Origin of the sequence: Brevibacillus sp. AG, from assembly GCF_028369215.1 — a bacterium.
Lineage (GTDB): Bacteria > Bacillota > Bacilli > Brevibacillales > Brevibacillaceae > Brevibacillus > Brevibacillus porteri.
Genome location: NZ_JAQMYO010000009.1, coordinates 93,703 through 117,362 on the forward strand (window position 1 = coordinate 93,703; position 23,660 = coordinate 117,362).

Annotated in this window: 18 protein-coding genes and 2 pseudogenes; 16 read left to right on the forward strand and 4 right to left on the reverse strand. The window is 50.4% G+C overall.

Going from position 1 to position 23,660, the window contains the following annotated elements; all coding sequences use genetic code 11:
* Positions 1-64: 64 nt before the first annotated feature.
* Both POF51_RS23580 and POF51_RS23585 read right to left on the reverse strand, forming a co-directional pair.
* The gene (locus tag POF51_RS23580) at positions 65-727 is read right to left on the reverse strand and encodes a type 1 glutamine amidotransferase domain-containing protein (RefSeq protein ID WP_069850069.1); all 663 of its coding nucleotides are present in this window, start codon (positions 725-727) and stop codon (positions 65-67) included.
* A gap of 159 nt (positions 728-886) precedes the next feature.
* Positions 887-1,972, reverse strand: a pseudogene (locus POF51_RS23585) (serine hydrolase domain-containing protein); the annotation flags it as partial.
* Here POF51_RS23585 and POF51_RS23590 point away from each other — a divergent pair.
* Positions 1,969-3,516: pseudogene (locus POF51_RS23590) on the forward strand (response regulator); the annotation flags it as partial. The pseudogenes POF51_RS23585 and POF51_RS23590 sit on opposite strands and share 4 nt — an antisense overlap.
* A gap of 30 nt (positions 3,517-3,546) precedes the next feature.
* On the opposite strand, the gene POF51_RS23595 reads toward POF51_RS23590, so the two are convergent.
* Positions 3,547-3,705, reverse strand: coding sequence for a hypothetical protein (locus tag POF51_RS23595; RefSeq protein WP_167402449.1), 159 nt, complete (start codon positions 3,703-3,705; stop codon positions 3,547-3,549).
* A 259-nt stretch (positions 3,706-3,964) separates the two neighbouring features.
* On the opposite strand from POF51_RS23595, the gene POF51_RS23600 reads away from it, so the two are divergent.
* Positions 3,965-5,308 carry an erythromycin esterase family protein gene (locus POF51_RS23600; protein ID WP_271756203.1) on the forward strand — a complete coding sequence of 448 codons (1,344 nt, stop codon included), beginning with the start codon at positions 3,965-3,967 and terminating at the stop codon, positions 5,306-5,308.
* Between the two features lie 55 nt (positions 5,309-5,363).
* On the opposite strand, the gene POF51_RS23605 is transcribed toward POF51_RS23600, so the two are convergent.
* Complete coding sequence (locus POF51_RS23605) at positions 5,364-5,954, reverse strand: DJ-1/PfpI family protein (protein WP_069850065.1); 591 nt, start codon at positions 5,952-5,954, stop codon at positions 5,364-5,366.
* Positions 5,955-6,103: 149 nt separating this feature from the next.
* Here POF51_RS23605 and POF51_RS23610 point away from each other — a divergent pair, with 149 nt between their 5' ends.
* The 14 genes from POF51_RS23610 (at position 6,104) to POF51_RS23675 (ending at position 23,627) form a co-directional block, all read left to right on the forward strand.
* The gene (locus POF51_RS23610; protein WP_017246751.1) at positions 6,104-6,976 is read left to right on the forward strand and encodes a LysR family transcriptional regulator; all 873 of its coding nucleotides are present in this window, start codon (positions 6,104-6,106) and stop codon (positions 6,974-6,976) included.
* 183 nt (positions 6,977-7,159) lie between these two features.
* A complete protein-coding gene (locus POF51_RS23615; protein WP_069850061.1) occupies positions 7,160-7,939 on the forward strand; it encodes a DeoR/GlpR family DNA-binding transcription regulator in 780 nt (259 codons plus the stop codon).
* 34 nt (positions 7,940-7,973) lie between these two features.
* Positions 7,974-8,837, forward strand: a complete 864-nt coding sequence (fba, locus tag POF51_RS23620; RefSeq protein ID WP_069850059.1) for a class II fructose-1,6-bisphosphate aldolase — start codon at positions 7,974-7,976, stop codon at positions 8,835-8,837.
* 29 nt (positions 8,838-8,866) lie between these two features.
* Positions 8,867-9,958, forward strand: a complete 1,092-nt coding sequence (locus tag POF51_RS23625; RefSeq protein ID WP_069850057.1) for a bifunctional phosphoglucose/phosphomannose isomerase — start codon at positions 8,867-8,869, stop codon at positions 9,956-9,958.
* Position 9,959: 1 nt separating this feature from the next.
* The gene (locus POF51_RS23630; RefSeq protein ID WP_069850055.1) at positions 9,960-10,904 is read left to right on the forward strand and encodes a 1-phosphofructokinase family hexose kinase; all 945 of its coding nucleotides are present in this window, start codon (positions 9,960-9,962) and stop codon (positions 10,902-10,904) included.
* 28 nt (positions 10,905-10,932) lie between these two features.
* The gene (locus POF51_RS23635; protein ID WP_069850052.1) at positions 10,933-11,931 is read left to right on the forward strand and encodes an ROK family protein; all 999 of its coding nucleotides are present in this window, start codon (positions 10,933-10,935) and stop codon (positions 11,929-11,931) included.
* Positions 11,932-11,949: 18 nt separating this feature from the next.
* Entirely contained in the window at positions 11,950-15,054 is a 3,105-nt protein-coding gene (gene ebgA, locus POF51_RS23640; RefSeq protein WP_069850051.1) for a beta-galactosidase subunit alpha, read from the forward strand.
* A 96-nt stretch (positions 15,055-15,150) separates the two neighbouring features.
* A complete protein-coding gene (locus tag POF51_RS23645) occupies positions 15,151-16,887 on the forward strand; it encodes a cache domain-containing sensor histidine kinase (protein ID WP_069850049.1) in 1,737 nt (578 codons plus the stop codon).
* Entirely contained in the window at positions 16,859-18,055 is a 1,197-nt protein-coding gene (locus tag POF51_RS23650; RefSeq protein ID WP_069850047.1) for a response regulator transcription factor, read from the forward strand. The genes POF51_RS23645 and POF51_RS23650 overlap by 29 nt, the downstream gene beginning before the upstream one ends.
* A gap of 117 nt (positions 18,056-18,172) precedes the next feature.
* A complete protein-coding gene (locus tag POF51_RS23655) occupies positions 18,173-19,474 on the forward strand; it encodes an ABC transporter substrate-binding protein (protein WP_271756208.1) in 1,302 nt (433 codons plus the stop codon).
* Positions 19,475-19,531: 57 nt separating this feature from the next.
* The gene (locus POF51_RS23660) at positions 19,532-20,452 is read left to right on the forward strand and encodes a carbohydrate ABC transporter permease (RefSeq protein ID WP_170831617.1); all 921 of its coding nucleotides are present in this window, start codon (positions 19,532-19,534) and stop codon (positions 20,450-20,452) included.
* Positions 20,449-21,261, forward strand: coding sequence for a carbohydrate ABC transporter permease (locus POF51_RS23665; RefSeq protein ID WP_007720306.1), 813 nt, complete (start codon positions 20,449-20,451; stop codon positions 21,259-21,261). The genes POF51_RS23660 and POF51_RS23665 overlap by 4 nt, the downstream gene beginning before the upstream one ends.
* A gap of 28 nt (positions 21,262-21,289) precedes the next feature.
* Complete coding sequence (locus POF51_RS23670) at positions 21,290-21,946, forward strand: YesL family protein (RefSeq protein WP_069850041.1); 657 nt, start codon at positions 21,290-21,292, stop codon at positions 21,944-21,946.
* Entirely contained in the window at positions 21,936-23,627 is a 1,692-nt protein-coding gene (locus POF51_RS23675) for an amylo-alpha-1,6-glucosidase (protein WP_069850039.1), read from the forward strand. The genes POF51_RS23670 and POF51_RS23675 overlap by 11 nt, the downstream gene beginning before the upstream one ends.
* Positions 23,628-23,660 lie beyond the last annotated feature (33 nt).

The following is a 23,660-nucleotide window of genomic DNA, read 5'->3' on the forward strand; positions in this document are numbered from 1 at the left end:
TAAAGAAAATGACAAGATGAATAGGGGGGAGGCTGATATTTTTCGTCTATCAGCCTCACGTGTATTATTCGCCTAATTTATTTACTACTGCTTCTGTGACAGCGAGTGTGGATTGCGGATTTTGTCCGGTAATCAGGTTGCCGTCGATTTCTACATGTGTGCTCCAGTTTGGTGCCGCCACAAAAATGGCACCGAGATCACGGATTTTGCTCTCCAGGAGGAAAGGCAGGTAGGGGCCTAAGCCTGTCGCTGCTTCTTCTCTGTCTGTGAAAGCATTCACGCGCTTGCCTGCGACTAGCGGCTGACCATCGGACAAGGTCGCACCCACGAGCCCGGCAGGACCGTGGCAAACAGCCGCTACTACTTTTCCTGCTTCATAAAAATCTCGCAGTAATTGCTGGAGCTTTTGGTTATCTGGCAGGTCAAACATCGTGCCATGACCACCTGGGAGGAAAATGGCCTCGAAGCCGTCTGCTGTTACATCATACAGCTTTTTGGTGTTTTCCAGATGCTTGGCGGCGTCCAAGATTTCTTGCGGTGTTTGGTCGTCTACGCTGCCAGGGTCAATCGGACCAACTCCGCCCAATGGGCTTGCTACAGTGATTTCATAGCCTTTGTTTTCGAAAGCCAGATAAGCCTCCGCAAACTCGGACAGCCAGATTCCTGTCTTTTTGCCTTCCTGCATATCGGTATGATTGGTAACTACCATCAAGATTTGTTTTGCCATCTATATTGCCTCCTGTACTTTTTGATTGGGGTACAGGTGCTATTCTAAGACTGAGTTATCGATAAAACAAATTGTGTTTTATGTATCTATCCATAAAAAAATTTATAGAAAAAGAAAAAGACGGGAGTTCATCCCGTCTCTACTCTGTCAGTGCTCGATTCAACGGCTAAATTCCTTTTGGAACAGGCCGAGATTAACTTGTACAGGTTCAGGACCGACTGCATTGACGTTCGTCACCAAAACATGCTTCCCGCCTAGCGTACCACCAGCTAACGTTTCAAACCCATGAATGCCGCCGCCGTGTGCCCAATAGCTCTTCCCATTCTGCGTTTTCACCTCATAAATTCCGAGTCCATACTTACCATGAGGGGAATCCACACCTGTCGTCATCTGCTTCATCATCTCGTCATTTAATAGCTTCCCGCCTAAGAGCGCACTGAAGAAGGTGGTCAGATCCTTCCCCGTGGAGATCATTTCTCCCGCCGCATTTGCCCAGGAAGGATTGTACTCTGTAAAATCATACAAATTACCGGACTTATCCATGTTATAACCCGAGGCATGCTGACCCGGAATTTTGGGGTTGCTACCACTAAAGGATGTATCTGTCATCTGAAGCGGATCGAGGATTCGTTTCTTAATCTGCTCTGCATACGTTTCCCCTGTAACCTTCTGAATAATAAGACCAGCTAGTACTGTATTGGTATTGGAATAGTCCCACCCTGTTCCTGGTTGAAATACAGGCGGTTTTGCCAGTCCCATACGTACAAGGTCATCGACTGTGTATGGAGGGAACGAGGTAGCGTGCCGCATTTCTACATTCGTATAGCTCGCAATTCCGCTCGTTTGGTTCAATAACTGACGAATCGTGATTTTGTTGCCGTCATACCCATTTCCCTGTACCACACCTGGCAGCCATTTTTCTATCGAGTCATCCAGATTCAGCTTTTCCTCCTGCGCTAACTGTAAGACAGTGGTAGCGACAAATGCCTTGGTGACACTTCCGATACGAAAAGTAAAGTCCGACTCCATCGGATTTTTTTGTTCGAGGTTGGCTACACCCGCTGCATGAGACCAATATTCTCCGTCTCTTAATCCAGTAGCCACTATGCCGGGGATTTTTTCGCTTTTTGTTCCTTGATCAATGAGTTGGTTCATTTCGTCCCGATGTTTTTGAGTAGCTTGATCCACGGTGGATGGTTGCTTGGCTAGTCCCGAGAATTCAGTCACCTGGATGCTCTCCATATGTGGCTTATGTCGCGCCAGGATTGCTGTGGTCTTTTGTCATACTCGTGATGATTATCGGCGTGGCGAGCAATCAGAAAACGTATGTGTGGACGGGAATTCCATGTGGTGTCATTTTTCCGGTATTGAACGGTTTAATAACGAATCGCCCGCCGTACGAGTATATGTTTAGTTGCAGCTTTGGATTTGCCATGGGTTTGGCTTTTGGTATATTGATTCAGTCTCATAAGCAAGCCAGAATCATTCATGAGCAGAAGCAATTACTGGAGCAGCATATTAAGCAGATCGAGGAGCTCACACTAATCGAGGAGCGTAATCGGCTGTCACATGAGCTACATGACACGATTGGACATTCGTTAACCTCTTTGCTAGTCGGTGTTGAATCACTCCGGTCATCGGTTCCTGATTCACAGATCGAACGGGTTGATACACTTGTCGCAATTGCACAGCGTAGCCTGGAGGGTATCAGAAAGCATCTGCACCAGCTCTCTGATGCGCAGCTGAGCCAGTCGTTAGGGGAGGCGCTACGGGAACTAACGAAGGATTTTATGCAGGCTGCAGGGGTAACGGTCAACTTCCGTGTAATCGGCAGTGAAACTCTCGTTATGCAAGAATTGAGCTTATGCTTATATCGTTGTCTGCAAGAGTCGCTGACTAATGCGGTTCGTCACGGTCATGCGAGCGTAATCACTGTTGATCTGTATTTCGAAAGTCAGCAACTCCGGTTACAAATCGAAGATAATGGCAATGGAATGGAGTCGATCCAGTTCGGACTTGGTTTAAATGGTATGACGGAACGACTTGAGATCCATCAAGGTACGTTGTCCGTTCATTCGCAACCAGGACGAGGAACCGTCGTCATTTGTAATGTTCCTTTACAGGTAGAGCCTGTACATGGAAAAATCCGTTTGCTCATTGTGGACAATCAGGTGCTCATTGCTGACAGCTTGCAGCAGATTTTAAGTCAGCAGTCCGACTTTATTGTTGTGGGGACGGCTAATAATGGGCAAGAAGCATTAGAACAGTGCGAGCAGTGCCAGCCGGATATCGTGTTAATGGATGTTCACTTGCAAGGACTGAACGGACTTGACGCCCTACTTGAAATGAAACAACGTTGGCCGAACATGAAGGTTGTGCTCATGACGACTTTTGAAGATTCCACACAGGCTGGAACGGCCATGGAATATGGAGCGCAAGGATACATGCTGAAGTCGACTCAACCGAGAGAAATGGTTGAGGCCATAAAACTCATCTATCGTGGAGGAACGTGGATTGACCAGTCTATCGCCACGCGGCTTTTCGAGGAGATGAAGCGCCAACGTGAGCTGTTAGAAAAGTACAGCCCGCCCGATCCGAATGGGCTTACCAAACGTGAGATAGAGATATTGCAGCATCTATCCGAAGGACTGCGCTACAAGTCAATCGCTGCCAAGATGTATTTATCGGAAGGAACCGTTCGTAATTATTGTTCCAATCTGTACTCGAAGCTCGGTGCCAGCAATCGGGAAGAAGCAGTTGAACTGGCGCGAACCAAGAGTATCTTATAGACGACAAAAAAGACGGGAGAAATCCCGTCTTTACTCTTCTGGTGTTCGGTCGAGGAACAGCCGCGTAACCTCTGTGTAATCCCCTTTTTCCACTTCTTCTTCTGTCGCTTTTTCTTCTAATGGATCATGACCGTACATACTTGGCGCAATCGTTGGATCGTGCTCAGAGGAACGCTTTTTATTATCCATGATTCACCACTCCTTTAGAAGGTAGAATGCGATGGATGGCCGATTCTTATCCCCGATTGCAGCATATGACATTGGAAATGTTATTTCAAAAGTACCGATCTTCAAGATCCGGTGCTTTTTTTGATGACAGATTGTCATATGGGGTAGGGAGAAACCGTTGGTAACTTGGCGTTTGAAATTTATGACAAAACGTTACTTGTTGTACAGGCAGTGCTCGGGCCATACTTTGGGCAAACGAAGATGTTAGGAGGAAAGAGAAATGAACTTTTACAAAAGTAGCATCGCCACGGTATCGATTTGTAGTCTCCTCTTAACAGGAGCCCATGCCACGTATGCAGCTCCATTAACCGAGGCGGACAGCGAACAACAACAAGGGAAGAAGGCAAAAAATCTAAGTCCAAAAGAATGGTTAGAGCTGAAATCTTTTGAATTGAATAGCGCTGAGCCTGGGACTGATCTTGAAGATATTGAACCGCTGCGCGACATGATCGGTTCTGCTTCAATCGTAGGTTTAGGTGAGGCAAATCATGGCAGTCGTGAAATTTTTACGATGAAACACCGGATTGTTGAATTTCTCGTCATGGAAATGGGCTTTACCACCCTTGTATTAGAAGAAAACTGGGGCAACGCATTGGAACTCGATCATTATGTTGTCACAGGAGAAGGGAATCCGAGTGAATATCTAATGCCCCTATTTCAAACACAAGAAATCGTAGACATGCTGGAATGGATGCGTGAGTACAATGCCGATCCGGAGAACGAAGAGAAACTGCGGGTGGTCGGGATGGATGTACAAAACGTTAGCGAAAATGTATACGATGAGATCAGACAGTATATAAAAGAATATAAGCCTGACCTGCTGCCCCGTGTGGATAAAAAAATGAAGGAACTTGCCGAAGTTACGAAGGACCTGGAAACCTATACATCTTTGCCAGAGGCCATTCAGAAAAAACATCATGAGCAAGCGAAAGAAATCACGAAAATATTGGAACAAAACAAAAAGCGTCTGAACGGCCAATCCGAGGAGTTCTCAAAGATCAAACAACACGCCAAGGTCATTGAGCAATTTACGGGCATGTATTTCAACTTCGCGGAGAATCCATCAGAAGTATTTTTGAGGCATGATATCGCGATGTTTGAGAATGCGAAGTGGGCTCATGAACAGCTAGGAAAAACAATCGTATGGGGGCACAATGGGCACATCGCAAAGAACAATATAGTGCCGGATGTATACCCGAAACTCGCCGGCCAGCATTTGCTGGATCATTATGGTAAAAAATATGTAACGATTGGAACTTCATTCGGGAAAGGCGATTTCAACGCGTATAACCTTGAAAATAAAATTGTTCCCGTTACCATTGAATCGAGTGATCCAAAAACATCCAATCACACTCTGGATCAAGTCTCAAAGGATCAATACTTTGTTGATTTACGGACTGCTACAGGTCTCACCAAAAAATGGTTAGAGGAAGAACGGCCGTTTTTGAACGGATTCGGTTCTGCTAATCCAAACAAACCAAACCTTGTAACAACTGCGCTTGGGCAAACATTTGATATTCTGATTCATATAGACACAGTGAGCGCTGGCAAGCTTGTTCGTTAAATAGCAGAAAGAAACCGGCATTTACCCAGGAGCACTGGGCAGAATGCCGGTTTTATTATACAAGAAACCCCATCAAGCGTTTCACATTGTCGGTGTTTTCGCGGGATGTCAGCGACTCCAGCAAGGTGAATGCCACATCAAAAGCGGTCGAAGGGTTGTACGAGGTGATAATATTGTTGTCGATGACGATGGATTGGTCAGGGATGACATTGGCACCCATCGCAGCTAGTTGCTTTTGCCGCAACTGGTTGTTCAGGTTGTAGGTCGTTGCTTTTCGTCCTTGCAAAATCCCGCTTTTCCCGAGGGGAAGTGCGCCGACACAGATGGAGGCAATCACTTTGCCTTGCTTTTCAAATTCGCGAATGAAGGCAAGGACGTCCTCGCGATAGGCATCTTCATAAAAGCCTGCATGCTCAAAACCGCCAGGCAGTGCCAGTGCATCGAAGTCATTTACATCCGCATCGTCGATCACCATTTCGGGGATTACGGTAAAATTCCACGTGCATTTCAGCTCTTTGCGCGTTCCCACCGTCACCAGCTCCGTTGTTCCGTCGCCCTCTTCCTTGTTCCAGCCGATCACATCTGTAAATACGCTAGCCTCTACTGCTTCAAAACCATTCGGTAATAACAAGCACACTTTTTTCATCGAAAATCAGCTCCTATATTCGAATCGTTCAAGCCGTACCGGTACTTACCAAGAATCATATGCTATCATTAGTTATTAGTAAAAATGAAAGTTCTGAAGATGATCTTCAGGATTTCTGATAATAAATATGCGGGCAAGGGGGAGCGGGCATGGAGATTCGCCAATTTCAAACCTTTAAGGCAGTCGTCGATTTCAACAGCTTTACGAAGGCCGCACAAGCACTGCAATATTCACAGGCGACGATCACCTCCCATATTCAGCAGTTGGAAGAAGGAATGGGTGTCCCTCTGTTTGATCGATTGGGAAAGAAAATTCAGTTGACCGCTTATGGCCGCGAGCTGTACACGTATGTCGAGGAGCTGCTGGTTTCGTATGCGAAGATCAAGGATATATCGGCGAATGAGCAATCACTGCAAGGCGAGCTGCGCATCGGGGCCTCGGAGACGCTTACGATCTATCGGCTGGGCGACATTTTGTCCAAGTACAGAGCGAGCTATCCGGGCGTAAATATTTCATTTGTGATGGACGACTGCATACGCTTGCGGGAAAAGCTGCATGAAGGTCTATTGGATATCGTGATCACGCTGGAGCCAAAGCTCGATGATCCGAATCTGGTCGTGGAGCAGTTCTCTACCGAGCGGCTGGTTTTTATCGGGGGGCGTGATCATTCGTTTGAAAAAATAGAGGATGCTGGCGAGGAATGTATGATTTTCAGCGGAGAGCATTGTGCTCTGCGGCGGTTTTTTCAACGATTCTTGGAAAAAAGGGAGATCAAGCCGAAGCACCACCTGGAATTCTCCAGTATGGAAGCGATCAAGCAGAGTGTGGCGAACGGGCTAGGCGTGAGCTTGATGCCCTCTATCAGCGTCGAAGCCTTGTTGAATGAGCAAAAAGTGAAAATGATAGCGTGCGAGGAAGAGCTGTTATTCTATGCGCAAATTGCCTACCATAAAAACAAGTGGCTTTCACGGGCACATAAGAAGTTTATTGATTTCATGCTGGAAAGTCGGGATATCGGGTAAAGCGGCAACCAACCAGTCTGTTTTGGTCTAGAACCAGAGCAGGCTGGTTTTATTTTCGGAAAATTTCATAACTTGTTTGACATCCGTTTTTCTACAATGCTAAGATCGAAGTGAAAGTAAACGAAAGGAAAATAGAAACAAAACGAAACAAGATAATTCATGATCGTAAGGAAGTGAAGTCCTATGCTGGCAGCCGAACGGCACAGCAAGATCCTCGAACAATTGAAAGCAGAACAGAGCGTAACCGTCAGCCAATTGAGTCTGGCGCTGGATGTGTCTGAAGTAACGATCCGAAAAGATTTGATCAAGCTCGAAAACGATGGTCTCTTGACGCGCATTCACGGGGGCGCGACGATTACGAATTTCTTGCCATTGGAGCGCAGTTTTACAGAGAAGCTGGAAGAGAAAAGCGAAGAGAAGCAAGCGATTGCCCATCAAGCGCTGTCGCACATCCAGCCGGGGGACACGGTTATTCTCGGGGCAGGGACAACGATGATGGAGCTCGCCAAGCTGCTGCGCGGCTTGAATGATCTGACTGTCGTGACGAATGCGGTCAACATCGCCATGGAGCTGAACAGTCAAGGCAAGCATCACGTTATCTTGATCGGTGGAGAGATGCGCCACAAATCCTTTGCGCTCGTTGGTTCTGTCGCAGCGGACAATTTGCGAGGACTTTCTGTCTTCAAATGCTTTATCGGGGCAGATGGGGTTCATCCGGAAAACGGGCTGACGACGCTCAATCTGGCAGAAGCGCAAATCAACCAAGTCATGATGGAACGCGCCAGAAAGGTCTACGTGCTGGCCGACCACAGCAAGTTCGGAGAGACGCATTTGGCGAAGTTCGCCGGGTTGTCCGAAGTAGATCGGATTATTACGGATGCGGCGGCGCAGCATCTTGTCAGTAAGTACGCGGAGCTGGGCATCAACTTGGAGCTGGCGAGCTTGCAGGGCGTGACTAGGTAAACTACCAGATCAGAAAGGAAACGGAGGGATTGATATGGCGTTGGTATCATCGACACAGATGCTGCGCACAGCAAGGGAGCAAGGATATTGTGTGGGGGCATTCAACGTACACACGATGGAAATGCTCCAAGCAGTAGTGGAGGCGGCTTGCGAAGCAAACGCACCGCTCATTTTACAGACCACAGTCGGAACGGTTCGGCATCTCGGACCTGAGTATGTAGCAGCAATTGCCCGGGTAGCCTCAGAAGAGGCCCGGGTGCCGATTGCCCTGCATTTGGATCATTGTCATGAAGAGGAGCTGATCGTGCGATGTATCGAAGCGGGTTATACATCGGTCATGATCGATGCGTCGATGCATCCTTTTGCGGAAAATGCGGAGATGACGCGGCGTGTAGTGGAGCTGGCTAGGGAGCGCGGTGTCAATGTGGAGGCAGAGCTCGGCAAGGTCGGGGGCGTGGAGGACGATCTCGTCGTGGACGATGCAGATGCTGCACTGGCTGACCCGATCGAGTGCGAAAGATTTATCGAGTTGACTGGCGTAGATACGTTGGCTCCGGCCATTGGTACGGCTCACGGGATTTACAAGGGGGAGCCGCGCATTGATTTTGCTCGTATCGAAGAGATTGCTCGTCGTGTTTCTGTGCCGCTTGTATTGCACGGCGGTTCGGGAATTCCCGAGGAGCAGGTGAAGCGGGCGGTTCAGCTCGGCATGGCAAAAATGAACGTAGCGACAGAGCTGCGTATCGCGTTTTCACAAGCGATCAAGGGCGTATTTGACAACAACCCGCAGGAAAACGACCCGCGCACCTATATGAAGCAGGCCAAGCAGGCGGTCAAAGAAGTGGCTCTCGCCAAGATGGAGATGTGTGGTTGTATCGGGAAAGCTAGTGGACGTTAATCAAAAAAATGGGAAAGGGACGATTTTACATGCGTATGAATCTCGATGATACAAAAGCACTGCGTGAACTGGATACGATTCGGGCACTGCAAGATACGGAAAGCTATGATGAGCAGTTTAAAACAGGCTTACAATTATCTGATTCTTTAGATGTGTCGAATATTTCTGTTAAAATTGAAAATATTGTGGTGCTTGGCACTGGTGGCGGTTCGGCTGCGAGCGTTAATTTGATCAAGTCGTATTTGTTTGACGAGCTGCGAGTGCCGCTTCAGTTAAATCAAGGCTACACCATCCCGGCTTTTGTGGATGCGAAGACGCTCGTCATCGTCGTTAGCCACTCCGGCAATACAGAAGAAGTCGTCAGCGGCTATGAAGCGGCCATCGCCAAAGGAGCACAGATCGCCGTCATTACGGCGGGCGGAAAAGTATTGGAGCTGGCTCGTGAACACAATCATGCGTGCTTGATTGTACCTGGCGGAATGATGCCTCGGATCGTACTCGGCTACATTTTCTTGCCTATCCTCGCCATCTTGACGAAGCTCGGGCTGATTTCCGACAAGCGTACGGAGGTCGAGGAGACGATTGCCCTGTTCGAAAAGTGGAAGCACGTCTACGGAACGGACTCTCCGATCGAGAATAATGAAGCCAAGCAAATCGCCATCGAGATGGATGGACTGATACCTGTTGTGTACGGAACGCTACCGTTTTTCGATGCTCCTGCATGGCGTTGGAAAAACCAGCTCGGGGAAAACAGCAAGCTGATGGCATTTTGGAACGCCATTCCGAGTCTTCACCACGACGAGGCTGTAGGGTGGGATTCGCCGTCTGCACTGCTGAAGGGCGTTCATTTTACACTCATCCGCGATCAGGAGGATAGTGAGAAGACGACCCAACGTGTAGAGATCAGCGCTGACATTTTGCGTGAGCGCGCTGGTGGGGTAAGGGTGGTTCACTCCCACGGCGTGTCCCGAATGGCTCGTTTGTTTTCCATCGTGTACTTGGCTGACTTCGTGTCGCTGTACGCTGCTCTGATTCGCGGCGTCGATCCAACCCCTGTAGAAGTGATCAATTTGTTCAAACAAAAAATGGGCCAGCCGCTCGTTACTGTGCAGGTGAGATAGCATGCTCGTAACGGTCACACTGAACGCGGCCATCGATAAGACGTATCGCCTCTCGCATTTTCGTTCTGGAGAGCTGCATCGCACGACTGATGTACTGAGCTTGCCCGGCGGAAAAGGGCTAAATGTAGCGCGTGTAGCGAAAGCATTGGGGCAGGGTGTAGTCGCAAGCGGTTTTGTCGCTGGTCACAACGGGAGATTCATCGCGGAAGGCTGCGAGTGTGAGGGGATTACGTCCTCCTTTATCGAAACGAGCGGAGAATCCCGACTGTGTCTCGCTTTTCTCGACGAACAGGAAAAGACGGTGACAGAAGTGCTAGAGCAAGGTCCTGCGCCCAGTGAAGAAGAGATCAGTCGCTTGCAAACGCGTTTGATCGAGCTGGCGGACCAGGCACAGTACATGGTTTTTTCCGGAAGTTTGCCAGGTGGCGTTCCAACCGAAACATACGCTGCGCTCATCCGAGGTGTCGCTGGGAAAGGAACCGCATGCGTGCTCGATACGAGCGGCCAGGCCCTGCTGGAAGGAATCAAAGCAACACCCTCGCTCATCAAGCCCAATCGACCGGAAGCGGAAGCGATTCTCGGATTTTCGCTGGATAGCGACGATGCCAGATGCAGAGCCATACGCGAACTGCGTGAGCACGGTGCCCAGCGAGTCCTTCTCTCGTTAGGAGAGGAGGGCGCGTGGTTTGGCGATGGCAAGGAGACGTGGCGTATTTCCGCGATCCGGTTAGCGGATACCGAAGTGAAAAATACAGTGGGCTGCGGTGATTCGATGCTTGCGGGTGTCCTTGTCGGAAGGCTGCGAGGCTTGGCTTGGCCAGATGCGATTTGGCTGGGGATGGCATGCGGCGCCGCGAATACACGGTCGTTAGGAGCGGGCATGATCGCGCCCGACGATGTGCAGAGGTTGAGGAGTCAACCGATGCATGTGGAGCGAGTCGAGTAGAATGACTGGTTCAGAAGGGAGGAGTAGCATGCGCCATGTAATTGGCCTCGATGTCGGCGGTACGACAATGAAAGGGGCGGTCATGGACGAGAATGGGCGAATTCTCCTCCGGGCTGCCAAGGAGACAAAAGTTCATAACAACTTGCCCATCTTGATCGAGCGAATGGCTGCCTTGATTAACGAACTGCGGGATCAATCACCCGTTCAAATAGAGGCAGTAGGGATCGGATTTCCTGGTCCTTTTGATGCGGAAAATGGGATATCGGTTCACTCGCCCAACTTTCAATTGCACCAGGCAGACTTGCGGACACCACTCGCGAAGTTGGTGAAACTGCCGCTTTTTTTTGAAAACGATTTACGGACAGCTGCACTCGGAGAAGCCATTTTTGGTGCGGGTCGTGAGGTAAGTCACCTCGTTTTCGTGCCGCTTGGTACAGGGGTGGGAGCAGGGATTGTAAACGAAGGAAAGCTCGTTCGGGGCAGTCACGGATTCGCGGGAGAGATTGGTCATGTGCGCTATCCAGGGCTTACTGCTCCATGCAATTGCGGCAAGCTCGGCTGTGTAGAGACGGTCGCCTCTGCCACAGGTATTGCGAGACTGGCCCGTGAACGCTTAGAAAAGGAGCTCGATGCCAATCCGCGGCAAGCAAAAGCCTCTCCTCTGTTTACTCTGTGCGATGGACAGATTGAGCGGATTACGGCTGAGCAGGTGGCTACGGCAGTGGAACAAGGTGATACGGTGGCGACCTGCGCATGGAACGAAGTGTGTGAAGTAACTGGCTGGGCTTTGTCTGTGCTGGTGAACGTGTGCAACCCGCAGCTCGTAGTGATCGGCGGTGGGGTTTGCCGGGCTGGGGAGCTATTGCTGGCCCCGGTACAAGCGAGTGTACAACAGTACGCCATGGAAGTCGTTCATCAACAGACAAAGATCGTTTTGGCCGAGCTCGGTGCAGATGCAGGAATGCTCGGTGCTGGCGCCTTGGCCCTGCAAGCAATGAACAGGGAACAAGGAACCGTGAAATTGTAAAAAGAGGAGTGTACATCGATGCAACAACGGTATGACTGGGCAAATCATCAGCTGCTTGAGCGAAATCGCTTGGCGGCGCGGGCTTACTTTTTGTCTTACCCGGAAGAATCGGGAGCACTGACATATGAAAGAGGCGCGACACCGTGGTTTCAATTGTTGAATGGGCATTGGCAGTTTGCATACGCAGAATCACCGCTGCGTGTACCGGAAAACTTTTTTGCCGCCGATTATGACGCAACGGAGTGGGCCCGGATTCAGGTGCCAGGGCATTGGCAGCTGCAAGGGTACGGAAAACCACATTACACCGACTTGTATTATCCGTTTCCGGTCGATCCGCCGCATGTCCCGTCAGATAACCCGACAGGCTGCTATTTACGAGAGTTTACCGTAGCGTCTGCGTGGCAAAATCAGCAGGTGATCCTGCGGTTTGAAGGGGTCGACAGCGCTTTTCATGTGTGGCTGAACGGGAAGGAAGTCGGCTATAGCCAAGGAAGCCGCTTGCCATCTGAGTTTGATGTGACGGAGCTGTTGCAGGAAGGCAGTAATCGCTTGGCTGTTCAAGTGTACCAATGGTCGGACGGTACGTATGTTGAGGATCAGGATATGTGGTACTTGAGCGGGATTTTCCGGGATGTTTCCCTGATTGGCAGACCGAAGCTGCATGTGAGAGATCTGGCAGTCGTGACTGATCTGGATGATGAATGCCGCCATGGTGTGCTGCGGGTACGTGTCCATGTAGAAAACAGTTCGGCAGCTTCCTATGATGGGGTGAACGTGACCGCAAAGCTGTTGGATTCATCCTACATGCCTATCGCTTCGCTGACGGACACTGGGGCAGGCGAGCTGGCAGCCGGACAAGAAAAGGTCGTGACTTTGGAGCTTCCGGTGCAGGAGCCGAAAAAATGGTCGGCGGAGGAGCCAAACCTGTATCATCTGCTGCTTGCGATTGAGCAGGAGTCGGGCGAAAAGACAGAAGTCATCCCGATTCGCGTGGGCTTCCGACGGATCGAAGTAAAAGGAAACAACTTCTTCGTAAACGGTAAAGCGATTCGCCTAAACGGCGTGAACCGCCATGATCATCATCCCGATCTCGGGCGTGCAGTCCCGTATGAAACGATGCGTGAAGATGTGCTCATGATGAAGCGCTACAACATCAACGCCGTTCGTACCGCGCATTACCCGAACGATCCGCGTTTTTACGATTTGTGCGACCAGTACGGATTGTATGTCATGGACGAAACCGATTTGGAGACGCATGGCTTTCAGTTAACGGGCAACATTAGTCAGCTGAGCGATGATCCAGAGTGGGAGCAGACATACGTGGAGCGCATGGAGCGCATGGTGGAGCGGGACAAAAACCATCCGTCGATCATCATGTGGTCGCTTGGTAACGAATCCGGCTTCGGCTGCAATTTCCGGGCAATGGCCGCTTGGTGCCGACAAGCGGACCCGACTCGCCTCATTCACTACGAGGAGGATCGCGAAGCAGAAGTGTGCGATGTATTTTCCACCATGTACTCCTCGGTAGAAAAAATGATCCAGCACGGTGAAAATGAACATTTGCAAAAGCCGCATATCATGTGCGAGTATGCTCATGCCATGGGAAATGGACCCGGTGGCTTGCGCGACTACGCCAATGTGTTTGACAAATATCAACGCTTGCAGGGCGGTTTTGTGTGGGAATGGATTGATCACGGCTTGCGTCAATATACGCCGGATGGGCGAGCGTATTATGCCTACGGAGGAGACTTCGGGGACTACCCGACGAATGGCAACTTCGTCATCGACGGACTGATTCGTCCGGATCGCACCCCATCCCCTGGATTACTCGAATACAAAAAAGTGATTGAGCCGATCGTCGTCGAAGCGAATGATTTGGAAAGCGGGCTCGTCACCATTACGAATCGCTATGATTTCCGCACGCTTGCGCACGTGAGAATGGTTTGGAGTGTGACAGCAGACGGACAAGTGGTGCAGAGCGGAACGCTGTCGCTGTCACATACAGAAGCAGGAACTCGCACCATTGTAGCTGTTCCATATACCTTGCCCGCGCAGGTACAGGATCGGACCGACTACTGGCTGACTCTCTCCTTTGTGCTGGTCCAAGATGAGAGCTGGGTACAGGCAGGACATGAGCTGGCGTGGGCACAATTTGCCTTGCCAGTGACCGCTGCCCAACAGGTTACGGTCGCTCCCTATCAGGCTGTGTTAGGCAGAGTAGATACGAAAGAAACAAAAACGGACGTCACCCTTACAGGAGCAGATTTTCAGTTCGTTTTTGACAAAGTGAGCGGTGTGCCGACGAGCTGGGTATTTGCAGGCAAGGAGCTGTTGGTGGCAGGACCTCGACTCACGTTTTGGCGTGCTCCGATTGACAATGACATGTACGTAGTGGAAGAGTGGCGCAAGGTGTACCTCGATCGTTTGCAAAATCGAGTGGAGGATGTAAGCATCCAGCAGGATCGAGCAGATCGTGTGGTCATTACCTGCGATGTACGGATTGCTCCGCCTGTATTCGACTGGGGATTTGCATGCCGCTATACGTATACCGTGTTCGGAAATGGCGAGGTGCAAGTAGATGTTCAAGGCACACCCAAAGGCACCCCGCCAGCAATGCTGCCACGAATCGGCTTGAAGCTATTGGTCGCCAAAGATATGGAGCGTGTTTCGTGGTATGGTCGTGGCCCGGGAGAGGCGTACATCGACAGCAAGGAAGCCAATCGCATCGGGGTGTATCACGCGAGCGTGGATGAGCTGTACACGCCGTACGTGTTCCCGCAGGAAAATGGCAATCGCACGGACGTCAAATGGATGTCGATCACGGATCAGCGAGGCATTGGGCTTTTCGCGATGGGTCAACCGACCTTGGAATTTAGCGCACTTCGCTATGATACGGACGATCTGGAGCAAGCGAAACACACGACAGATCTCGTAAAAAGAGAGTATGTCACACTGCATCTCGATTATCGACAAAACGGGCTGGGTAGCAATAGCTGCGGACCTAAGCAATCGGAGCAGCATGCCTTGCGTCCAGAGGAGTTTTTCTTCCAGATGAGGCTAACGCCTTTTTCGAAGGATACGATTTCTCCGGTTCAGTTGTCTAAGCGGAATTTGTGTGACTAACCGCTGATTGTTCTCGAAGGCATCGCCGAAACGTTGTACAATCTAATTAAAGATTGAATAGTGCAACTAATCAAAATCCGGTGGTGGTTCTGTCACATGAAGTCATGGTCGCTCTTTCCGCGCAGAAGCATTCATGCCAAGCTGCTCGCTTTTATGCTGATTGCAGCCATTATTCCGCTGATTACGCTAGGGAGTATGGCGTATTGGAAATCGTCGATGGTCGTTCGCGAGCAATTTAGCAAGTCAGGCGAGTATATCGCTACGCAGCTGCAAATCCAGATCGACAACTACCTGAGTCAAATGAGATACATGGCTTATGACATCAATACGTACGTGTCAGACCCGACGTTGGTCGTCATGCGGGAGGAACAGCCGAAGACGTACACAGGCTTCCTGGAACAAAAAAACTTCGAGCGATACCTGGGGGCGCACCGCAACCTTGATACAAAAGGCATTTTTATCGTGACGCCCTCCGGTTACTTTTTCGGGGAAAATGTGATCAATGGAAAGGATCTGATGCGGGAATGGTGGTGGAAGGGGCTGCCCGCCAAGCTGGATGAGGAGCGATGGATCGGTTTTTACACACCACGGCATTATGTCGGATTTCAGGATGAGGCGGAGCTACGAAATCAGGAAAAGGTACTCGGTCTGGTCGTTCCCGTTCTCAGCGGTTATGGCGTATTGAAGGATAGCCGGATTTTGATCGAGATGAAAGCAGGCAAGCTGTTTCAGTTGTTTGAACAGCTGGAAGAGGACATGAGTGCGTATGTTACGATTACAGCCAAAAATGGCGAGCTGATTTACCAGACTGCGGGTACGTTCGTCCAGCAAGAGAGCGATATCGTCTGGAACAAGCCACTGGAGTCCAACAACTGGATGATTCAGGTGCGCTTGCCTTACGAGCAAATGAACCGCTCTGCGGAAGTGATTCAATCCTTTTTTATCGCGGCGCTGATTCTTTCGGCCGTGCTGGCACTTCTTTTGGCGTATTTATTTTCCAAACGGATTACAGGCAAAATCAAACGACTTCAAGAAACGATGCGGCTGGTAGGAACAGGCGAGCTGCAAACACGAGCTGAGGTCGATACAGAAGACGAGCTGGGGCGGTTAGGGGTGAGCTTCAACCAGATGGTGAGGCGGATTCAGACGCTAATCGCCGAGGTGAGTCGAACCGAGCAGTTGAAAAAGGAAGCAGAGCTGCGAGCCGTTCACTACCAGATCAATCCGCATCTGTTGTTTAATACACTCAATTCCATCCAGTGGAAGGCAAGATTATCTGGCGCCAATGAAATCGGCAATATGCTCTATCATCTCATCAAAGTGCTAGAGGGCAACCTCGACATCACGCAGGAGCTCGTCCCGTTGGAAAAGGAACTGCAAACCGTCGAGCATTTTCTGCAAATCCAAGAGCTGCGGTATGGGCCCGTTTTTCAATTTGAACAAACGGGAGTAGAGGCTTGCCGTCGCTATTTGATCCCGCGAATGACTCTCCAGCCGCTTTTGGAAAATATCTTTTTCCACGCATTCGAAGACGGGCACGGAACGATCCGGATCCGTGTCAGTGAAAAAGAAGGGCTTGTGACGCTGTTGTTGCAAGATGACGGTGCAGGAATTGTGCCGGAGCGATTGGCCAAACTTCTCGATCCTGATCTGGAGCGTTCTAGCAAACGAGGGCTCGGCGTGTACAACGTCGATCAGAAGTTCAAGCTTCATTTCCGTATGGAGCACGGCATGAAAATTTCATCTGTCAGAGGAGAAGGAACCACAATTCAAATCACATGGCCGAAAAGGGAGGAAATTCCTGATGAACATCAAGGTAATGATTGTGGATGACGAAGTGCTGGTGCGAAGAGGACTGAAGGCAATGGTGCCGTGGAGTCGCTACGGGATGGAAGTGGTAGCGGATGCACCGAATGGTCGGAAAGGCTGGGAGGCTTTCCTGCAAATACAGCCCGAGTTGGTGATTACGGACATCGTCATGCCGGAAATGGATGGGTTGGAGCTGTGCAGGCGAGTGAAGGAGCACGCTCCCCAAACAAAGATGCTTTTGCTCAGCTGTCACCGCGATTTTGCTTTTGCCCAGCAAGGAATTTCTCTCGGGGTGTCCGGATATTTGTTGAAGACCGAGTTTCAGGATGAGGAATGGGGGACGTTGTTGGAAAAGCTGCGGTCTGAGCTGGCAGGCGAGAGCGCGCGACCCGAAAAAAGTAGGGAACGCCCTGATGAATGGAAGCGGGAATTCGGTGCGTGGTTGACTGGTTTGAGCCGGGATTTCGAGCAAAGCTTGTCCTCCCTCCTGCAATCACACTGGTCGTGGATGAACGATTCCATGCGTGTATGGCTCTTGGAAGGGATGGGCAGCAGTGCAAATGGCGAGGAACAGGAGCGGGCATGGATTACACGGGAGCTGGACAGCCAATGGGAGTGGATCGCATGTGGCGATATCCGTTTTTTACTGACTCCCGCAAGTACTGGCAGGCAGGTTGAATCCTTGCTCGTGGAATGGAAGCTGGCTGGAAAGGTGACGAGCTGGGAGACAACCGGCCCGTTTGCTGGACTCGAACCGTGGATTCAGACGGTACGAATGCTCTACCAACGCACGGAGCGGGCGCGTAAGTACGGCGTCATTCAAGACCCGTGGCAGGAACCGATCAAGCAGGCTGTTCATTATGCGCTCGATCGTCTGGATACGCCATTGACGGTCAGTGAGGTAGCTTCACAGGTGGGACTGAGCCGTAGTCATTTTAGCGTGATGTTTAAAAAGGGAGTGGGCGAGAGCTTCGGCGAGTTTCTCGATAAGCGCAGGGTAAAAATGGCCCGAGCGATGCTGGATGAAACAACTCTGTCCATTCAGGAGGTAGCGGAGCGAGTCGGTCTTCCTGACGCGAAATACTTCAGCAAATGGTTTAAAAAATGTACAGGGATGACCCCGAGCCACTACCGTTTCAAACAAAAGGAGGGGTCCAGTCGAACAATCGTCCACTCCACCGCGCAAACCTGAACAAAGCGAAAAAAAGGAAACAAATTGACGCACTATTGCGAACAGTTGGCGGTTTCACCGTTTTTTTCCCTTCATTAAAATAAAGAAAATGAGGGGTAAATCTAGGGGGGATCACAGATGAAAAAGGTTGCGTCAAAATGGATGGCAGCTGGTATGGCACTTCTTTTGGCCGTCGTAGCTGGTTGTTCACAATCCCAGCCATCAGGAACAGACGGCACGTCTAGTAACACAGGTACGACAACGCCAGCATCGTCTGATAAAAAGGAAACGGTTACATTGCGTTTCGCGACATGGGATACGGACCAAATGCTGAAGATCCAACAAGATATCGCGAAACAATTCGAACAGAAAAATCCGGGTGTGAAGGTACAAGTCGAGGCATATGCAGATGGTTTTGATCAGAAGCTGGTAGCGGCATTCGGAGCGAAAAACCCGCCGGATGTCATGTACATGTGGGATTTCCCAACGTACAACGCCTCGCTCGAGCCATTGGATGAGTACGTAAAGAAGGACCCATCAGTGGCAATCGACGACTTTTACCAAGGCCTCTTAAACTATAATCGATTTGATGGAAAATTGTTCGGTCTCCCAGCGGGCTTCTCGACGCGGGTCGTATTCTACAACAAAAAGCTGTTTAACGAAGCAAATGTACCACTTCCGACAGACGACTGGACGTGGGATGATTTCAAATCGGCTGCCAAACAGCTGACCGTTCGCGATAAGAAGCAGTACGGTTTTGCTGTTCGTTCGGAGCCGGATACGTACGATTTGCAGCAGTTCGTGTGGAGCAACGGCAGCAGCTTTATTAGCCCTGATGGAAAAACCATCGAAGGCTACATGAACAGCAAGGAAACGGCAGAAGCCCTGCAAATTTTCAGTGATTTGACGAAAGACAAGAGCGCTTTGCTCGTCGGTGGTAAAAACCAGCAGAGCGGGAACGACTTGTTCAAAGCGGGTAAGCTCGCGATGTATGACAACGGCGTATGGTCGCTAGAGTCGTACAAGAAGGCGAATGTCGATTTTGGTACGGTCGTGATGCCGCAATTCCCTGGCAAGCCTAGTAAGGGTGTCATTGGAACCTCCTCTGTATCGATCGCCAAGGATTCTAAAAACAAAGAACTGGCTTGGGAGTTTTTGAAGTTCTTCGTTTCCAGTGATGCGATCAAGATGCGTACATCTGATTTGCCTGTGCGTATTAGTGTCGTACAAGAGAAGAAGCTCGATCAGGACCCGCTCTACGCGCCGTTCTATAAGACATTGGAGCAATCGACTGATACGCCTGCCTTCCTGTTGAATCCGCACTGGAACGAAATCAACCGGAACCTTTCCGCAGCGGTCAATGCGATCATGATGGGACAAAATGCCGAGGAATTACTGAACAAGGCAGTCAAAGACTCCCAGAAGTTTTTAGAAAAATAACGGGAAGGGGTCAGGGAATTGAATACAGAGAGTGTTGTGACACATAAACAGCCTGCCATGACCGTTCAACCGAAAAAACTCAAGGGAAGGGCGTTTCTTACGCCCTATCTTTTTATCTTGCCTTGGATTCTCGGCTTTCTCGCTTTTACGCTGGGACCGATGCTGTTTTCGCTCGTCATGAGCTTTTTTGATTGGCCTGTCGTTGGTGAGGTTACGTTTGTCGGCTTGGACAACTACGTCAATATGTTTACGGACGATCCATTGTTTTGGCAATCGCTCTGGATCACGATTAAATTTGCGTTGTTGTTTGTACCGTTGAATTTGTTCATCGCGTTGTTTTTGGCCATGATGCTGAATCAGAAGGTAAAAGGCAGCGGCTTTTTCCGCACCGTATTTTACTTGCCGAGCGTGATTTCTGGTGTGGCGCTGGCGATGATTTGGGCTTGGGTGTACGACGGGGAATACGGTATTTTCAACTATTTGCTCAGTCTGGTTGGGATTACAGGTCCAGATTGGCTAAACGATACGACGTGGGCGCTCATTGCCATGGTAATCGCCAGTTTGTGGGGGCAAGGCTCTATGGTATTGATTTTCCTGGCGGGGCTCAAAAGCATTCCGGAGAGCTTGTATGAAGCGGCCTCGATTGATGGGGCAGGGGCAGTGCAAAAGTTTTTCCGCATTACACTGCCGATGGTGAGCCCAACGATTTTGTTTAACCTGATTATGACGATCATTAGTGCGTTCCAGCAGTTGAGTCTAGCACTCCTGCTCACAGGAGGCGGACCGTTGCAGTCTACGTATTTCTATGCCATGTACGCGTACGACAACGCCTTCAAATACTTCAAGATGGGATATGCTTCGGCGAACTCCTGGTTTATGTTTGCGATCATTTTGGTATTGACCTTCATCGTGTTTAAAACGTCCGGCAAATGGGTGTACTACGAGGGCGACAACCGCAGGGGAGGGGAAGAAGCGTGATACGCAAAACGATCGCTTATGCGAGCTTGATCTTTTTCTCTTTCCTGTTTCTCGCACCGTTTTACTGGATGATCTCTACTGCGCTCAAGTCGGACGATGAGATTTTGCAGTATCCACCAAAATGGATTCCGGATGTGCTGCATTGGGAGAACTTCGGGAATGCGTGGATGTCGCAGCCGTTTAACCTCTATTTGGAAAACTCGTTGACGGTGACGATCCTGACCACGATTGGTCAGTTGATTTCGTCTTCGCTGGTCGCATACGGCTTTGCTCGGTTTACGTTTAAAGGGAGAGACTTTCTGTTCATGGTCGTTCTGGCCACGATGATGATTCCGTGGGAAGTAACGATGATCCCGCTGTACATGGAATTCAATTACCTTGGCTGGATCAATACGCTCAAGCCGTTGATTGTTCCTTCGTTTTTTGGGTCAGCGTTTTATATTTTCCTCATGCGACAGTTTATTTTGACCATTCCTCGTGAGCTGGATGAGGCAGCGCGTATTGATGGTGCGGGTTCGTTTCAGATTTACGCACGGATTATTATGCCGTTGATGATGCCTGCTCTGATTTTGGTGAGTGTATTCAACATCTTGGGCACATGGAACGATTATTTGGGTCCACTCATTTTCTTGAATGACCAAAGTCAGTACACGCTGACGCTGGGACTGGCGCAATTTAAAGGGATGTATGAAGTAGAGGCTACCGGGCTGATGGCGGTAACGTTCCTGATATCGCTTCCGCCGTTACTCCTCTTTTTCCTCGCACAACGATATATCGTAGACAATTCAGCTGGCGTTGCTATTAAGTAAGAGGCTATCAAGTAAGGAGGGAGCAGAAGTGGGGAATCGGGCGAAGTGGGAAGGCTGGGCATGGTCATTTCATCAATTTGGTGAGCGATTGTTGCGGATGGCGGCAGCGCATCTCATGTGGGTGGTGTGCACGCTCATGGGAGGCATCGTCTTTGGAATCTATCCAGCGACAGCTGCTCTGCACGACGTACTTAGCGGCAAGTGGAGTGACCGTGGGCTTCCGTCCGCCTTCTGGCATGCTTTTTGCCACTACTTCTGGAGGAGCCAATGGCTTGGCGCAGGGACGGTGCTAACAGGGGCAATTCTGTGGGTCGATGTGGTGTTCTTCCTGCGCTTGGGCTCCCTGTGGGGGCTCTCGATTGCGGCCGTTTTTGCGGGGATCGGATTCTTGCATGCGGCTACCTCTTGCCACGCCTTTTCCCTGCTTGTTCGGGAGGATGCAGACGTAAAGAGGACGCTCAAGCAATCGTTTTGGCTGGTCGCGGCCTTTCCGTTGCATTCGCTCGTTACGATGGGAGGCTTGCTCCTTCTCATGATTCTCTTGCTGGCGATTCCTGTTTTGCCGATCTTGTTGGGAGCGAGTCTGCCCGTCTGGTGGATGAACGCCAGAATCAGTCGTCTGATGGAAAAGCGCGATCGTAAACGATCGACCAAGCAACCTCGAGGTGAGACATATGCAGTTTGATTTAGGAATCGTTCCTTTTAGCCGATACGGGTCGTATCTCGTACTCTCGCGACTGGGTAACGCCAAGCGAGCAGAAGGGCTGTATTTACGCAATATTCGTGGAGGTGACAACCACGATGGCGCGATTTTTCGAATCGAAATGGTAGCGGATGGTGTGGCGATTCCATTTGAGATGGAGGCTACGCCAACCTTGCTGCGTCTTTACGGAGATAAAGGCGAAGTGAAGCTATGCATGAGCGAGCCGCAGCTGGTGCAGGTACGTGGTCAAGGTGTTGGATTGCGACTGGTGCTGGAATCGACGGCAGCTGATTATGCGATTCAAGCAGGAGCCGAATGCTGGGAAATCAATCACTTTTCCACGGAAATTCGTTTGCGAGTGACTCCGCTTGCTGGAGCGCTGGTGGTCAACCCTACGAAGGCATCGCGTGAACACCAAGTGAGCGTAACCTTTCATCCCGACGAGGAAACAGGTGTCTTGGAAGGTGTACTGGAGGAGTTCCACACGGTCTGGAAGGAGCGCAGCTACCCTGCCTTTGCCGATGGTTGGGAGCAGGTGAAAAAAGAGTACGACGATTGGCTGGAAAAGACACTCTCTGTGTCTGAGGAGCATCGCGAAAACTTGAACGAAGCACGAGAACTCGCGGCGTACATCACCTGGTCTTGTGTGGTGAGACCAGAAGGCTATCTGCCACGATCTGCGATGTACATGTCCAAAAATTGGATGACAAATATCTGGAGCTGGGATCATTGCTTCAATGCGATGGCACTGACGCGAGCAAACTTGCCGCTGGCGTGGGATCAGCTCATGATCTTTATCGACAGGCAGGACGAAAGTGGTGTCTTCCCCGATTTTATCAATGATCGGTATGCGTTGTGGAATTGCTGCAAGCCTCCGATTCACGGCTGGACGCTGCGCTGGATGCTGGATCGGAACGACGCGATTACGAACGAGATGCTAGAAGAGGTGTACGAGCCGCTTTGTCGCTGGACCAATTGGTGGTTCCGTTACCGCGATGATGATCAGGACGGGATTCCGCAGTACAATCACGGCTACGATTGCGGCTGGGACAACAGCACAATTTTCCTCGATGGGGCGCCAATCGAAAGCCCGGACCTGCCTGCGTATTTGATTCTGCAAATGGATGTGCTGGCGGATTTGGCGAAGAGACTGGGACGTCATGAAGAGGCAGCGAGGTGGCTGGAAAAGGCCGAAATGACGCTGCAACGGCTCATGGAGAAGCATTGGAACGGGGAGAATTTCTACGCGACTCACTCCGGAAGCGATCAGCCTACCCAAGGAGACAGCTTGATTCGCTATATGCCTCTCGTGCTTGGCAAAAAGCTGCCGCAGGACATCCGGGCCAAGCTGATTGCGGGGTTGCAGGAGCGGTTTTTGACCGAGAATGGACTGGCTACAGAGAGTCCAACCAGCTCGTTCTACCGCGCGGATGGCTACTGGTTAGGTCCGATCTGGGCACCGGTGACGATGTTGTTGGTAGATGGATTACGGAGAGCAGGCGAAGTAGCGTTTTCTCAGGAGATTGCCAGACGTTTTTGCCGAATGGCAGCCCGCAGTGGCATGGCGGAAAATTTCGATGCACTGACAGGTGATGGACTGAGGGACCGGGCCTTTACGTGGACGTCCAGCGTGTTTTTGATGCTGGCGCATGAGTATATGTAAGGTAGTTTCATAGAAAAAACAAGCGGGCATGAT

Bases quoted from the DNA above. Each gene is read 5' to 3' on its own strand.
- POF51_RS23635 (WP_069850052.1), top strand. From the start codon at position 10,933: ATGCGCCATGTAATTGGCCTCGATGTCGGCGGTACGACAATGAAAGGG.
- POF51_RS23645 (WP_069850049.1), top strand. From the start codon at position 15,151: ATGAAGTCATGGTCGCTCTTTCCGCGCAGAAGCATTCATGCCAAGCTG.
- POF51_RS23650 (WP_069850047.1), top strand. From the start codon at position 16,859: ATGAACATCAAGGTAATGATTGTGGATGACGAAGTGCTGGTGCGAAGA.
- POF51_RS23605 (WP_069850065.1), bottom strand. From the start codon at position 5,954: ATGAAAAAAGTGTGCTTGTTATTACCGAATGGTTTTGAAGCAGTAGAG.
- POF51_RS23660 (WP_170831617.1), top strand. From the start codon at position 19,532: ATGACCGTTCAACCGAAAAAACTCAAGGGAAGGGCGTTTCTTACGCCC.
- POF51_RS23615 (WP_069850061.1), top strand. From the start codon at position 7,160: ATGCTGGCAGCCGAACGGCACAGCAAGATCCTCGAACAATTGAAAGCA.
- POF51_RS23600 (WP_271756203.1), top strand. From the start codon at position 3,965: ATGAACTTTTACAAAAGTAGCATCGCCACGGTATCGATTTGTAGTCTC.
- POF51_RS23675 (WP_069850039.1), top strand. From the start codon at position 21,936: ATGCAGTTTGATTTAGGAATCGTTCCTTTTAGCCGATACGGGTCGTAT.
- POF51_RS23655 (WP_271756208.1), top strand. From the start codon at position 18,173: ATGAAAAAGGTTGCGTCAAAATGGATGGCAGCTGGTATGGCACTTCTT.
- ebgA (WP_069850051.1), top strand. From the start codon at position 11,950: ATGCAACAACGGTATGACTGGGCAAATCATCAGCTGCTTGAGCGAAAT.
- POF51_RS23630 (WP_069850055.1), top strand. From the start codon at position 9,960: ATGCTCGTAACGGTCACACTGAACGCGGCCATCGATAAGACGTATCGC.
- fba (WP_069850059.1), top strand. From the start codon at position 7,974: ATGGCGTTGGTATCATCGACACAGATGCTGCGCACAGCAAGGGAGCAA.
- POF51_RS23595 (WP_167402449.1), bottom strand. From the start codon at position 3,705: ATGGATAATAAAAAGCGTTCCTCTGAGCACGATCCAACGATTGCGCCA.
- POF51_RS23610 (WP_017246751.1), top strand. From the start codon at position 6,104: ATGGAGATTCGCCAATTTCAAACCTTTAAGGCAGTCGTCGATTTCAAC.
- POF51_RS23625 (WP_069850057.1), top strand. From the start codon at position 8,867: ATGCGTATGAATCTCGATGATACAAAAGCACTGCGTGAACTGGATACG.
- POF51_RS23580 (WP_069850069.1), bottom strand. From the start codon at position 727: ATGGCAAAACAAATCTTGATGGTAGTTACCAATCATACCGATATGCAG.